Here is a 12,661-nt window from a genome sequence, read left to right on the forward strand (position 1 = left end):
GACGTTCATAGCGTGGACTCATGAACCACTCACCGCGCATCCGCACGGTCGTCAGCTGCACCGCGCTGGTGGTCGCCCTCGGCGCAGGCGCCGTCGCCTGCGGCTCCGACGACCACCCGCTCTCGGCGAAGCCGTACGACGCGGCGGGACAGATCTCGTTCAAGGGTCTCTCCGAGGACAGCCGGAAGCAGACCAAGATCGACCCCGACAAGCCCCTCGAAATCACCACGGAGAGCGACGCGGGGCGGATCACCGACGTGACCGCCACGGACGCCTCAGGACGCTATGTGGTGGGCGAACTGTCCGCCGACGGCAGCCGCTGGCACAGCACCTCGCCGCTCGCCGCAGGCACCCACTACACGGTCCGCGTGAGCACCGAGGACTCGGACGGCGCCCCCGGCCGCAAGGTCATCGGCTTCGACACCAGCACGCCGAAGACCAAGAAGCTGCTGAACGTCGAATTCGGGCCCAAGACGGGCAGGTACGGCGTCGGCCAGCCCATCACCGCCGAACTCAGCGCCCCCGTCAAGGACAAGGCCGCCCGCACGGTCGTCGAGCGCGCCCTGCGGGTCGACTCCACCCCCGCGGTGGACGGCGCCTGGTACTGGGTCGACGACAAGACGCTGCACTACCGCCCCAAGGAGTACTGGCCCGCCCACGCCACCGTGACGGCCCACAGCAACCTCGCCGGCCTCAGGATCGGCGACCGTCTGTGGGGCGGCGACGCCAAGCCAGTGAAGATCACCACAGGGGACAGCCTGGTCGCCCTGACCGACGCGGCCACCCACTCCATGACGGTCTACCGCAACGGCCAGGACATCAAGGAGATCCCCGTCACCACGGGCAAGCCCGGATTCGACACCCGCAACGGCGTCAAGGTCGTGCTCGGCAAGGAGTCCCTCGTACGGATGCGCGGTACCAGCATCGGCATCGCCGAGGGCAGTTCGGACTCCTACGACCTGGAGGTGCGCTACGCGACCCGGGTCACCTGGAGCGGCGAGTACGTCCACGCGGCGCCCTGGTCGACCGGCTCCCAGGGGTACGCCAACGTCAGCCACGGCTGCACCGGCATGAGCACCGAGAACGCCGAGTGGTTCTTCAACACGTTCAACGAAGGCGACATAGTCAAGGTCGTCAACTCGGACGGCAAGACGATGGACGCGTTCGGCAACGGCTTCGGCGACTGGAACCTCGACTGGAAGAACTGGCGCCAGGGCAGCGCGCTGGTGGCCGGGTCTCCGGACGCCCCGAACCCGGCCCAGCGAGCCCGGCTGCGCCCCGAGAGCGTGTGAGGCCGGGCCCCCGGAGCCTGGTGAGCCTGTGAGACCGCGCCCCGCGAGGGGCGCGGTTCCTCATGCGCTCTGCAGGTTCCTGCGGCGCAGCAGGGAGGCCAGTGAGGCGGCGAACTCGACCGGGTCGACCGGAAGGGTCACCGCGGCGTCCGCGCGGCTCCAGGTGGCCAGCCAGGCGTCCTGAGGGCGGCCGATGAGCACCAGCGCGGGCGGGCAGTTGAAGATCTCGTCCTTGATCTGCCGGCACACCCCCATGCCGCCCATCGGCACCGCCTCGCCGTCCAGGACGCAGACGTCGATGCCGCCCTTGTCGAGCTCCCTGACGACGGCGGCCGGCGTCGCGCACTCGACGAACTCGACGAGGGGAGCGTCCGGAGCGGGCCTGCGCCCGGTGGCGAGCCGCACCTGTGCGCGGGTGTTGGAGTCGTCGCTGTAGACCAGCACCGTGGCGGTCGGCTGCATTCTTCCTCCGAGACGTCAGCGTCGTACGGACTGCGTGCGCATCGGGCTGATCGTCCCCGCCCGATGCGCGGATGCTACTCCCTTGAACACCTCGTCAACACCGGTTCGGACACGGCTTCGATGGTCCATACGGGCTGGACACACCCCGTCAACACCCCGAACGGCACCCCCCGGCGTGAGGGCGGGATAAGCGACCGACATAATGTCGGTCGTGGCGACAGCAACGACAGTAGAAACCGGGCACGCGCACCCGTCGGTCAATCGGCCGAACCTCACCAGCGTCGGAACCATCATCTGGCTGAGTTCCGAGCTGATGTTCTTCGCGGCCCTCTTCGCGATGTACTTCACCCTGCGATCGGTGACCGGGCCGGATCACTGGAAGGAAATGGCCTCGAGCCTGAACCTTCCATTCTCGGCGACGAACACCACGATCCTGGTGCTCTCCTCCCTGACCTGCCAGCTCGGCGTCTTCGCCGCCGAGCGCGGGGACGTGAAGAAGCTCCGGATGTGGTTCATCGTCACCTTCGTCATGGGTGCGATCTTCATCGGCGGTCAGGTCTTCGAGTACACCGAACTGGTCAAGAAGGACGGGCTCTCGCTCTCCTCCGACCCGTACGGCTCGGTGTTCTACCTGACCACCGGCTTCCACGGACTGCATGTGACGGGCGGACTCATCGCCTTCCTGCTGGTCCTCGGTCGCACCTACGCGGCTCGGAGGTTCACTCACGAGCAGGCGACCGCCGCCATCGTCGTGTCCTACTACTGGCACTTCGTCGATGTCGTCTGGATCGGCCTCTTCGCCACGATCTACCTGATCAAGTAATCGGGCCCACCGCCCGAAACATCCAGAAGCACCGACGCAGAAGATCCTGACACCGGGGTAATCCGTGAAAAAGCTCTCCGCACGACGACGCCATCCGCTGGCGGCGGTCGTCGTCCTACTCCTCGCGCTGGCGGCCACCGGGGGGCTGTACGCCGCGTTCGCACCCGCGGGCAAGGCGCAGGCCGATGAAACCGCCCAGTCCCTCGGGATCACCGAGGGCAAGAAGCTGTACTCCGTGGGCTGCGCAAGCTGCCACGGAACCGGCGGTCAGGGCAGCTCCGACGGGCCGAGCCTGGTGGGTGTGGGCGCCGCGGCGGTCGACTTCCAGGTCGGCACCGGCCGTATGCCGGCCCAGCAGCCCGGCGCTCAGATCCCGCGCAAGAAGGTGATCTACACCCAGGCCGAGATCGACCAGCTCGCGGCCTACATCGCCTCGCTCGGCGCCGGCCCCGCGATCCCGACCAAGAACCAGGTCAGCCCCGGCGGCGCGGACATCGCCAAGGGCGGTGAACTCTTCCGCACCAACTGCGCCCAGTGCCACAACTTCACCGGCAAGGGTGGCGCGCTGACGCACGGCAAGTTCGCGCCCAGCCTGGAGGGTGTCGACCCGAAGCACATCTACGAGGCCATGCAGACGGGCCCGCAGAACATGCCGTCCTTCCCCGACACCACGCTGTCGGAGAAGAACAAGCAGGACATCATCGCGTACCTCGACGCGGTCAACGGTGACGAAACCGAGAGCCCGGGCGGTCTCGAGCTGGGCGGCCTCGGGCCGGTCAGTGAGGGCCTCTTCGGCTGGGTCTTCGGTCTCGGAACCCTGGTCGCCGTCGCCGTCTGGGTCGCCGCTCGGACCGCAAAGGCCAAGAAGTCATGAGTAGCCAAGACATTCCAGAAGAGAACGTGCCCGCCGAGCGGGCCTCCGACGACCACGGTCACGGTCACGCGCCGGTAGTCGTCGCGGACGAGCAGAACCCGTTCGCGGACCCGGGGCTGCCGCCCCACGAGCACCGCATCCAGGACATCGACGAGCGGGCCGCCAAGCGGTCCGAGCGTCTGGTCGCCATGCTGTTCGTGCTGTCGATGGTGGCCACCGTCGGCTTCATCGCCTCGTACGTGGCGATCCCGAACGACAAGTCGATCTTCGTGTTCCCGCTCGGGCACATCAGCGCGATGAACTTCTCGCTGGGCATGTGCCTCGGCGTGGCGCTGTTCTCGATCGGCGCGGGCGCGGTCCACTGGGCCCGCACCCTGATGTCGGACGTCGAGATCGCCGACGAGCGTCACCCGATCGAGGCGGAGCCCGCGGTCAAGGCCAAGGTCCTGGCCGACTTCAAGCAGGGTGCCAAGGAGTCCGCGCTCGGACGCCGCAAGCTGATCCGCAACACGATGTTCGGCGCGCTGGCCCTGTTCCCGCTCTCCGGCGTCATGCTGCTGCGCGACCTCGGTCCGCTGCCCGGCACGAAGCTGCGCCACACCCTGTGGTCCAAGGGCAAGCTCCTCGTCAACATGAACACGAACGAGCCGCTGCGTCCCTCGGACGTGGCCGTCGGTTCGCTCACCTTCGTCAAGCCCGAGGGCCTGGAGGAGCACGACGAGGACTTCCAGAAGGAGATCGCCAAGGCGGCCCTGATGATCATCCGGCTCCAGCCGGAGGACATCAAGGACAAGCAGGAACTCGAGTGGTCCTACCAGGGCATCGTGGCGTACTCGAAGATCTGCACCCACGTCGGCTGCCCGATCTCCCTGTACGAGCAGCAGACGCACCACGCGCTCTGCCCGTGCCACCAGTCCACCTTCGACCTCTCCGACGGAGCCCGAGTCATCTTCGGCCCGGCCGGTCACGCCCTGCCGCAGCTGCAGATCGGCGTGAACGCTGAGGGCTACCTCGAAGCGCTCAGCGACTTCCAGGAGCCCGTCGGTCCTGCATTCTGGGAGCGCGGATGAGCACTACCACCACTTCCGACTCGCGCCCCTCGCGCGAGAAGGCGCCCGCCGGTGAGCGGGTCGCCGACTGGGCGGACGGCCGTCTCGGGATCTACTCCCTGGCCAAGTCCAACATGCGCAAGATCTTCCCCGACCACTGGTCGTTCATGTTGGGTGAGGTCTGCCTCTACAGCTTCATCATCATCATCCTCACGGGTGTGTACCTGACCCTGTTCTTCCACCCGTCGATGAACGAGGTGCAGTACAGCGGCAGCTACGTCCCGCTGCAGGGCCAGCTGATGTCCGAGGCGTTCAACTCGACCATGCACATCTCCTTCGATGTGCGCGGTGGTCTGCTGATCCGCCAGATCCACCACTGGGCCGCGCTGATCTTCCTCGCCGGCATGTTCGTGCACATGATGCGCGTGTTCTTCACGGGTGCGTTCCGCAAGCCGCGTGAGGTCAACTGGGTCTTCGGCTTCCTGCTGTTCGTCCTCGGCATGTTCACCGGCTTCACCGGTTACTCGCTCCCGGACGACCTGCTCTCCGGCACCGGTGTCCGCTTCATGGAGGGCGCGATCCTGTCCGTGCCGATCGTCGGCACGTACCTGTCGTTCTTCCTCTTCGGCGGCGAGTTCCCGGGCGGCGACTTCGTTGCCCGCTTCTACTCGGTGCACGTGCTGCTGCTGCCGGGCATCATGCTCGGCCTGGTCGTCGGCCACCTGATCCTGGTCTTCTACCACAAGCACACGCAGTTCGCGGGCCCCGGCAAGACGAACAACAACGTCGTCGGCATGCCGCTGCTGCCGGTCTACATGGCCAAGGCCGGAGGCTTCTTCTTCCTGGTCTTCGGTGTCATCGCGGCCATCGCGGCGATCGCCTCGATCAACCCGATCTGGGCCATGGGTCCCTACCGTCCGGACCAGGTGTCCACGGGCGCCCAGCCCGACTGGTACATGGGCTTCTCCGAGGGCCTCATCCGCGTCATGCCGGGCTGGGAGATCAACCTCTGGGGCCACACGCTCGTCCTGGGCGTGTTCATCCCGCTGGTGATCTTCCCGCTGGTCCTGGTCGCCATCGCGGTCTACCCGTTCATCGAGTCCTGGGTCACCGGCGACAAGCGCGAGCACCACATCCTGGACCGCCCGCGCAACGTCCCGACCCGGACCGCGTTCGGTGCCGCCTGGATCAGCTGGTACTTCGTCCTGCTCGTCGGCGGCGGCAACGACATCTGGGCCACGCACTTCCACCTGGCGATCAACTCGATCACCTGGTTCGTGCGCATCGCCTTCTTCGTCGTGCCGGTGCTCACCTTCCTCGCCACCAAGCGCATCTGCCTCGGCCTCCAGCGCCGGGACCGGGACAAGGTGCTGCACGGCCGCGAGTCGGGCATCATCAAGCGCCTGCCGCACGGTGAGTTCATCGAGGTCCACGAGCCGCTCAGCCAGGACTCGCTGCACACGCTCACCGCGCACGAGCAGTACAAGCCGGTCGAGATCGGCCCGACGGTCGACGAGAACGGTGTCGAGCGCAAGGTCTCGGGCACGCAGAAGCTGCGCGCCAAGATGAGCAAGGGCTACTACGGGGAGGAAGGCCAGATCCCCAAGCCCACCGTCGAGGAGTACAAGGAGATCACGAGCGGCCACGGCCACCACTGATCCCCGGCTGTTCGCCACGGCAGGAGCCCCGTCCATGCAATGGACGGGGCTCTTTGCCGTCTCCCGGGCTGGATAGGGTGGACTCACCCGGTGCTGCGGGACGATCCACCCCGCGTCACCCCCGACCGTGTCACCCGCGACCGCGTGACCGACGAACCCAGGAGCGACCATGAGCGCTGTGAACCCCGCTGGAGGCGACACCGCGGCGGGCCGTTCCTGGCCCGCGGTACTGAACGGCCTGCTGGAGGGCCGCGACCAGAGCGCGGAGGACACCTTCTGGGCGATGGACCGCATCATGCGCGGCGAGGCCACCGACGCACAGATCGCCGGCTTCGTGGTGGCGCTGCGCGCCAAGGGCGAGACCGTCCAGGAGATCACCGGACTCGTCCGGGCGATGTACGAGCACGCCAACGTGATCGAGGTGCCCGGACGCACCGTCGACATCGTGGGAACGGGCGGCGACGGCGCGAAGACCGTCAACATCTCCACGATGTCCTCGATCGTGGTGGCGGGCACCGGCGCCAAGGTGGTCAAGCACGGCAACCGCGCCGCGTCCTCGGCCTCCGGTTCCTCGGACGTCCTGGAGAAGCTCGGCGTCAACCTCCAGCTGCCCGTGAAACGGGTGGCCGAGGTCGCCGAGGAGGCCGGGATCACCTTCTGCTTCGCGGTCAAGTTCCACCCGGCGCTGCGTCATGTGGCGGCGGCGCGCGGCCAGTTGGGCATCCGCACCACCTTCAACGTGCTCGGGCCGCTGACCAACCCGGCGCGGGTGAAGGCCCAGGCCGTCGGTGTCGCCGATCCCCGGATGGCACCGATCGTGGCGGGCGTGTTCGCCGAGCGCGGCAACTCCTCGCTGGTCTTCCGCGGCGACGACGGCCTCGACGAGCTGACCACCACCGGGGGCTCCGACGTGTGGGTGGTCCGCGACGGCAAGGTCGCCGAGGAGCGCTTCGACCCGCGGGACGTCGGGCTCGCCGTCGTCCCGGTGGAGGCCCTGCGCGGCGCCGACGCCTCGTACAACGCGGAGGTCGCCCGGCGGCTGCTGGACGGCGAGAAGGGGCCCGTACGGGACGCGGTCCTGCTGAACTCGGCGGCGGCCCTGGTGGCCCTCTCGCCGACCGGCGCGCCGCTCGCCGGCCAGCTCCGCGACCAGATGGAGAAGGCGGCCGAGGCGATCGACTCCGGCGCCGCGAAGCGCACCCTGGAGCGCTGGGTGGCCGCCAGCAACGCCTGATCCGCCCGAGCCCCGCGCACGGCACAGTCCAGGATCCGGACTGCGTCTTGCGCGGGGAAGATCCTCTGGCAAGATGCTGTACCAGGTCATGAGTGACAGCCATCAGGCCCCGGCCGGCTGTCCGGCAACCCTCCGTCCGTGGCGGGGTGCCCCGGGTGAAGACCAGGTCGTAGGCAGCGAGGCCTACGGCAAGCGCGGACCCCTCCCGCTCTCCGGGCGGACCACCAGGGGTCCTGGTCGTTCGAGGGAGCCTTCTGTGAGCAAGCGAATGCGTTAGGGCTGCGAGCCCCGCCTCCGCACACCCTTCTCTCCTTTTCCCGCGCCGTGCCCCGCCCTGTCCGCGGCCGGCCCGCGCGGTGATTCCGCCTGCCTCTCACAGGAGCTCGCCATGTCTGTCTCCACCGTTGCCGCCGACCAGACCGTTTGCCGTGACTCTTCGGGGGCTCTGCCCGTTCTCGGCCGGGATGTCACCGTCCCGCTCGTCACCGGCGGCGAGGTGACCTACGCGGCCCTGGACTACGCGGCCAGCGCGCCGGCCCTCCAGCGGGTGTGGGACGACGTCGCCGCGTACGCGCCGTACTACGGCAGCGTCCACCGGGGCGCCGGCTACCTCTCGCAGCTGTCCACCGACCTGTTCGAGAACGCCCGCAGGACCGTCGAGGAGTTCCTCGACTGCCGCGCCGGCGACCAGGTGGTCTTCACCCGCTCCACCACCGACTCGCTCAACCTGCTCGCCGCGGCCCTCCCGGCCGACTGCCAGGTCTTCGTCTTCGAGACCGAGCACCACGCCTCGCTGCTGCCCTGGCGCGACGCCCGGGTGACCTACCTGAACGCCCCGCGCACCCCGGGCGAGGCCGTCGACACCCTGGAGCGCGCCCTCGCCGCCCGCGACCCCTACGGACCTGCCCTGGTCTGCGTCACCGGCGCCTCGAACGTCACCGGTGAGCTGTGGCCGGTGCGGGAGCTGGCCGCCGCCGCCCACGCCCACGGCGCCCGCATCGTCCTCGACGCCGCGCAGCTCGCCCCGCACCACCCCGTCTCGGTCCAGGACCTCGACGTCGACTGGGTCGCCTTCTCCGGGCACAAGCTGTACGCGCCCTTCGGCTCCGGCGTCCTCGCGGGCCGCGCCGACTGGCTGCGGGAGGCCGAGCCCTACCTCGCGGGCGGCGGCGCCAGCCGCAGGGTCACCCGGCGCGAGGACGGCGGCGTGGACGTGGAGTGGCACGACAGTGCCGCCCGGCACGAGGCGGGCTCGCCGAACGTCATCGGCGCCTACTCCATCGCGTCGGCCTGCAAGGCGCTCACCGAGGAGGGCTTCGACCGGATCGTCGCCCGTGAGCAGCACCTGATCCGCACCGTCCGCGCGGGCCTCGCCGAGGTCCCCGAGGTCCGGGTGCTGTCCCTCTTCGGCGACGACGCCCCCCGGGTCGGCGTCATCTCCTTCGTCGTCGAGGGCTGGAACAGCTCGCACTTCGCGGCCGCGCTGTCCGCCGAGTACGGCATCGGGGTGCGCGACGGCCTCTTCTGCGCCCACCCGCTGGTCCGCACGCTGCTCGGCAGCGCCCCCGAGGCCCAGGGGGAGTGCGGCGCCCCGGAGGCCGCCCCGGGCGAGAAGTCCCTCAACGCGATCCGCGTCAGCTTCGGGGCCGGTACCCCCGACGAGCACGTCGAGCGCTTCGTCCGCGCGGTGCGCGAGCTCGTCAGGGACGGCGCGCGCTGGCAGTACCGCACCGAGGGCGGCCGCTGCGTGCCCGCGGTCTGACACCCGCGGTCCCTCCGCCCGGGGGCGGCGGCGCGTCGGTCAGGAGTCCAGACCGATGGCGAACGCCGCCTCCAGGTCGTGCTGGGAGTACGTACGGAACGCCACGTGCGTGTCCGTGGCCTCGACCCCCGGGATCTTGCTGATCTTGCCGGGGATGACGTCCGCGAGGTCGTCGTGGGCCTGGACCCGCACCATCGCGATGAGGTCGTAGGTGCCGGTCACGGAGAAGACCTCGCTGACGCTCTCCAGCGACGCGATCGACTCGGCGATCTCGGGGATGCGGTCCACGCTGGTCTTGATGAGGACGATCGCGGTGATCACGGCTGGTTCTCTCCCTAGGGGGCCGCTGCTGGGGATCTCACCCTACTCGCGGTCCACCCGGCCCGGCCGCTCCACCGGGGGCCCCGGCAGCACCCCCACGGCGGGCCGGAGCGCCGGGCGGCGGCGGAAGCGCGCCCACGCGTAGACGAACCCCAGGGAGAAGCCCACCAGGTGGGCCAGATAGGCGACCCCGGGACCCGAGGTGCTGCGGCCGGCCGCCAGCCACTGCAGGCTGAACCAGAAGGGCAGCACCACCCAGGCCGGGAACCGCAGCGGCAGGAAGAACAGGAACGGGAAGAGACTGGTCACCCGGGCTCTGGGGAACAGGTACAGGAATGCGCCGAGCACCGCGGAGATCGCCCCGGAGGCCCCGACCAGGGACTGCTGCGAGGTCGCGTTCGCGGCGGCGTAACCGAGCAGGGCCAGATACCCGCAGCCCAGGTAGAAGAGGGCGAACTCCAGACGGCCCATGCGCTCCTCGGTCATCAGCCCGAAGACATAGAAGAAGAGCATGTTGCCCAGGAGATGGAGCCAGCTGCCGTGGATGAACAGGGCGGTCGCCGGGGTGAGCGCCTCGCCCGGGGCCCCGTCGAACAGCCCGGCCGGCACCACGCCCCAGCGGCGGAAGTACGCCCGCTGGGCGACCAGCAGCTCGTCCCCGGTGCCGTACGCGGGGTCCAGGCCCGAGGCGGGACCGATCACGAAGATCAGACAGCACAGGACGATCAGTCCGTACGTCACCGGCGCGGGCCGGCCCCTGAGCGCCCTGCCGACCGTCGCACTCCAATTGCCGATCATGGTGCAGAGCATGACGTAACCGCACCAATGGGTACGGGCCGCCTCGCCGCCGTGGACACCCGAGCGTCGGGTACCCGCCAGGCCGTAGGGTTACGGCCAGACGCGCCGGGAGACCGGTGTCGGACGGACACTAGTAAGGAAAGCGGCTGCCCTATGACAGTTCCCCTGCCCGACGCCAAGACCCGCTGGCGCTGCACCCTGTGCGGCAACCTCACGCGGTTCGATGTGACCCGTTCGTCGAAGGTCGTCGAATATGTTCACCTCGACCTGGCCGGTGAGCCGAAGGTCGAGGAGCGCGAGGTGGTCAGTGAGACCATCGAGTCGGTGCGGTGCCGTTGGTGCAACGCGGTGGATCAGGTCGAGCTCGTGGACAGGCCGGGCGCCGGCTCCTGACGGAGCGGGCCCCGCACGGATATTGGGGTGAACGGATGGTGGAGACCACAGGCGGGGAGCCGGACGACGGCACCGCCGAGGTGCTCGACCGTCCGCTGCCCGACGGCGTGCGCCGACGCGTCGTGCAGATCGTCTCGGACGGCTTCGGCGGGCTGACGGTGACCGAACTGCCCGCACAATTGCGGCAGTACGCCCGATTCGCTCCGAATCGTCGCGCCAAGTTCGCCGGCAACGCGATGGCGGCGGCGCTGGAGACGGATCCGCTGTTCAGACAGCGGATCGCCGAGAAGCTCAGAGAGGCCCAGCCGGAGATCGTCGGCGCTCTCGACTCGGGCGCGCCGCCCCCGGCCGCGGATCCGCTGGACGTGGCGGCCGCGGCCTATGTCGTGCGTCCGGCCGGCTGGGTGAAGCTGGTGACCGCGGCCGGCGAGGAGGCCGTGCGGGCGGACGCCGAGCGTGCCGACGAGGAGAACCGCGCCGAGCTGGACCGGCTGCGCGCGGAGCTCGTGGAGGCTCGCGGGCAGACCCGCGCCGAGACCGAACGGCTGCGCGCGGAGCTGGAGTCGGCCCGCAAGGAAGCGGAATCGCTTCACCGCAAGCTGCGCGGGGCCCTCAGCGACGTCAAGCGCGGCGAGGCGGCCCTGCGCAAGCTGCAGGCCGAGACGGACGGGGCGAAGGCGGAGAGCCAGGCGCAGGTGTCCGCGGCCGAGAGCGAGACGCGACGGCTCAAGACGCGGCTGACGGAGGCCGAGGCCGCGCTGGAGGCCACCCGCAAGGCGGCCCGCGAGGGGCGCAGCGTCGAGGACATGCGGGTGCGGCTGCTGCTGGACACCGTGCTGGACGCGGCCCAGGGGCTGCGCCGGGAACTGGCGCTGCCCCCCGTCTCCGTGCGGCCGGCGGAGACGGTCGAGGCGGTCGAGCCGGGCCGGATGACCCCGAAGGACATCGCGACGCGCGCGCTGTCCGAGAACGACCCCGCGATCCTCGACCAGTTGCTCGCGCTGCCGCAGGCGCATCTGGTCGTCGACGGCTACAACGTCACCAAGACCGGCTATCCCCAGATGCCGCTGGAGAAGCAGCGGCTGCGGCTGCTCGGACAGCTCTCGCAGCTCGCCGCGCAGACCGGCGCCGAGGTCACCTGTGTCTTCGACGGGGCCGAACTGGCGGCGCCGGTCCTGCTGGCGCCCCCGCGCGGGGTGCGGGTGCTGTTCTCCAAGCCGGGGGTCACGGCCGACGAGCTGATCCGTCAGCTGGTGCGGGCCGAGCCGCCGGGCCGCCCGGTCATCGTCGTCTCGACCGACCGCGAGGTGGCCGACGGGATCGCCAAGGCCGGCGCCCGGCCGGTGGCGTCCGCCGTGCTCCTCAAGCGCTTCTCGCGTGGCTGAACGCCCCTTTTGACACCTTTTCGGATAGGGGTGGGTTTTCGGCTCGGGCTCTCGCCCGCACCCGGAACCGATGCCTCCGTCGATCCGGGCCCTAAGTCGCAAGGGCCCCGTACGCACCATGCGTGACCTCTGCGTTTCGATGCCCGAATTGATCGGATCTTCACGCGACGTAGCGTCAAGCGGACATCACTGCAGGTGAGTTGATGGCAAAGAATGCGCTCGGTGACAAAGAATTTTCAGGTTTGGATTTGAACTGATCACAAGTAGGTCACTAGGGTCGTGGCTCGAACCTCTAACTCGGGTGATCACTCATGGGGAGTGACGGTGGAGGGGCACCGCCCGTCGGCGTTTTCGGCAGGCGGCTGGAGGAAGAAGGAGCTCGCCTTCGTGGCGTCCCACCGTCGACCCAAGCAGCCGAGCCGCGCCCGTGTGACCGTGCTCACCACCGCCGCCGCAGCAGCCGTTGTGCTGAGCGCCAACGCCGCCAACGCGGCCCCGTCCGAGAAGCCCAACAAGGACGAGGTCAAGACCAAGGTCGACAAGCTCTACGAAGAGGCCGAGCAGGCGACCGAGAAGCTCGACGGCGCCAAGGAGAAGCAGCAGAAGCTGC

At 69.3% G+C, this 12,661-nt stretch carries 12 protein-coding genes, 1 pseudogene and 1 riboswitch; of the genes and pseudogenes, 10 read left to right on the forward strand and 3 right to left on the reverse strand.

Features of this window, described 5'->3' with window-relative positions:
• Window positions 1–20: 20 nt before the first annotated feature.
• Window positions 21–1,292: a L,D-transpeptidase gene (locus tag IO36_RS28895; RefSeq protein WP_037624003.1), complete on the forward strand. Its 1,272-nt coding sequence runs from the start codon at window positions 21–23 to the stop codon at window positions 1,290–1,292.
• 60 nt (window positions 1,293–1,352) lie between these two features.
• On the opposite strand, the gene IO36_RS28900 is transcribed toward IO36_RS28895, so the two are convergent.
• Window positions 1,353–1,754, reverse strand: coding sequence for a response regulator (locus IO36_RS28900; RefSeq protein ID WP_037624004.1), 402 nt, complete (start codon window positions 1,752–1,754; stop codon window positions 1,353–1,355).
• Between the two features lie 202 nt (window positions 1,755–1,956).
• On the opposite strand from IO36_RS28900, the gene IO36_RS28905 reads away from it, so the two are divergent.
• The 6 genes from IO36_RS28905 to IO36_RS28930 all read left to right on the forward strand — a co-directional run bounded on the left by IO36_RS28905 (window position 1,957) and on the right by IO36_RS28930 (window position 9,154).
• Window positions 1,957–2,577: an aa3-type cytochrome oxidase subunit III gene (locus IO36_RS28905; RefSeq protein WP_037624006.1), complete on the forward strand. Its 621-nt coding sequence runs from the start codon at window positions 1,957–1,959 to the stop codon at window positions 2,575–2,577.
• 64 nt (window positions 2,578–2,641) lie between these two features.
• A complete protein-coding gene (locus tag IO36_RS28910; protein WP_037624007.1) occupies window positions 2,642–3,451 on the forward strand; it encodes a cytochrome bc1 complex diheme cytochrome c subunit in 810 nt (269 codons plus the stop codon).
• Complete coding sequence (locus IO36_RS28915; RefSeq protein WP_037624008.1) at window positions 3,448–4,521, forward strand: cytochrome bc1 complex Rieske iron-sulfur subunit; 1,074 nt, start codon at window positions 3,448–3,450, stop codon at window positions 4,519–4,521. The genes IO36_RS28910 and IO36_RS28915 overlap by 4 nt, the downstream gene beginning before the upstream one ends.
• Window positions 4,518–6,158, forward strand: a complete 1,641-nt coding sequence (locus tag IO36_RS28920; protein ID WP_037624009.1) for a cytochrome bc1 complex cytochrome b subunit — start codon at window positions 4,518–4,520, stop codon at window positions 6,156–6,158. The genes IO36_RS28915 and IO36_RS28920 overlap by 4 nt, the downstream gene beginning before the upstream one ends.
• A gap of 169 nt (window positions 6,159–6,327) precedes the next feature.
• On the forward strand, window positions 6,328–7,392 hold the full coding sequence (gene trpD / locus IO36_RS28925; protein WP_037624010.1) for an anthranilate phosphoribosyltransferase: 1,065 nt from the start codon (window positions 6,328–6,330) through the stop codon (window positions 7,390–7,392).
• A gap of 84 nt (window positions 7,393–7,476) precedes the next feature.
• Window positions 7,477–7,593, forward strand: a riboswitch (SAM riboswitch).
• A gap of 187 nt (window positions 7,594–7,780) precedes the next feature.
• A complete protein-coding gene (locus tag IO36_RS28930; protein WP_037624011.1) occupies window positions 7,781–9,154 on the forward strand; it encodes an aminotransferase class V-fold PLP-dependent enzyme in 1,374 nt (457 codons plus the stop codon).
• A 39-nt stretch (window positions 9,155–9,193) separates the two neighbouring features.
• Here IO36_RS28930 and IO36_RS28935 read toward each other — a convergent pair whose 3' ends face one another.
• Together IO36_RS28935 and IO36_RS28940 are read right to left on the reverse strand one after the other, a co-directional pair.
• Window positions 9,194–9,475 (reverse strand): Lrp/AsnC family transcriptional regulator, encoded by a 282-nt coding sequence (locus tag IO36_RS28935; RefSeq protein WP_037624013.1) that lies wholly within the window; start codon window positions 9,473–9,475, stop codon window positions 9,194–9,196.
• Between the two features lie 42 nt (window positions 9,476–9,517).
• Window positions 9,518–10,273 carry a rhomboid family intramembrane serine protease gene (locus IO36_RS28940; protein ID WP_037624055.1) on the reverse strand — a complete coding sequence of 252 codons (756 nt, stop codon included), beginning with the start codon at window positions 10,271–10,273 and terminating at the stop codon, window positions 9,518–9,520.
• Window positions 10,274–10,426: 153 nt separating this feature from the next.
• On the opposite strand from IO36_RS28940, the gene IO36_RS28945 reads away from it, so the two are divergent.
• The 3 genes and pseudogenes from IO36_RS28945 to IO36_RS28955 all read left to right on the forward strand — a co-directional run.
• A complete protein-coding gene (locus IO36_RS28945; protein WP_037624014.1) occupies window positions 10,427–10,666 on the forward strand; it encodes a hypothetical protein in 240 nt (79 codons plus the stop codon).
• A 35-nt stretch (window positions 10,667–10,701) separates the two neighbouring features.
• Window positions 10,702–12,051 (forward strand): NYN domain-containing protein, encoded by a 1,350-nt coding sequence (locus tag IO36_RS28950; protein ID WP_037624016.1) that lies wholly within the window; start codon window positions 10,702–10,704, stop codon window positions 12,049–12,051.
• Between the two features lie 387 nt (window positions 12,052–12,438).
• A pseudogene (locus IO36_RS28955) lies at window positions 12,439–12,661 on the forward strand (hypothetical protein); the annotation flags it as partial.

The sequence above is a fragment of the Streptomyces aureus genome (assembly GCF_000725495.1).
GTDB classification, from domain to species: Bacteria; Actinomycetota; Actinomycetes; order Streptomycetales; family Streptomycetaceae; genus Streptomyces; species Streptomyces aureus_B.

Bases quoted from the DNA above. Each gene is read 5' to 3' on its own strand.
- IO36_RS28895 (WP_037624003.1), top strand. From the start codon at position 21: ATGAACCACTCACCGCGCATCCGCACGGTCGTCAGCTGCACCGCGCTG.
- IO36_RS28900 (WP_037624004.1), bottom strand. From the start codon at position 1,754: ATGCAGCCGACCGCCACGGTGCTGGTCTACAGCGACGACTCCAACACC.
- IO36_RS28905 (WP_037624006.1), top strand. From the start codon at position 1,957: ATGTCGGTCGTGGCGACAGCAACGACAGTAGAAACCGGGCACGCGCAC.
- IO36_RS28915 (WP_037624008.1), top strand. From the start codon at position 3,448: ATGAGTAGCCAAGACATTCCAGAAGAGAACGTGCCCGCCGAGCGGGCC.
- IO36_RS28920 (WP_037624009.1), top strand. From the start codon at position 4,518: ATGAGCACTACCACCACTTCCGACTCGCGCCCCTCGCGCGAGAAGGCG.
- trpD (WP_037624010.1), top strand. From the start codon at position 6,328: ATGAGCGCTGTGAACCCCGCTGGAGGCGACACCGCGGCGGGCCGTTCC.
- IO36_RS28930 (WP_037624011.1), top strand. From the start codon at position 7,781: ATGTCTGTCTCCACCGTTGCCGCCGACCAGACCGTTTGCCGTGACTCT.
- IO36_RS28940 (WP_037624055.1), bottom strand. From the start codon at position 10,273: ATGATCGGCAATTGGAGTGCGACGGTCGGCAGGGCGCTCAGGGGCCGG.
- IO36_RS28945 (WP_037624014.1), top strand. From the start codon at position 10,427: ATGACAGTTCCCCTGCCCGACGCCAAGACCCGCTGGCGCTGCACCCTG.
- IO36_RS28950 (WP_037624016.1), top strand. From the start codon at position 10,702: ATGGTGGAGACCACAGGCGGGGAGCCGGACGACGGCACCGCCGAGGTG.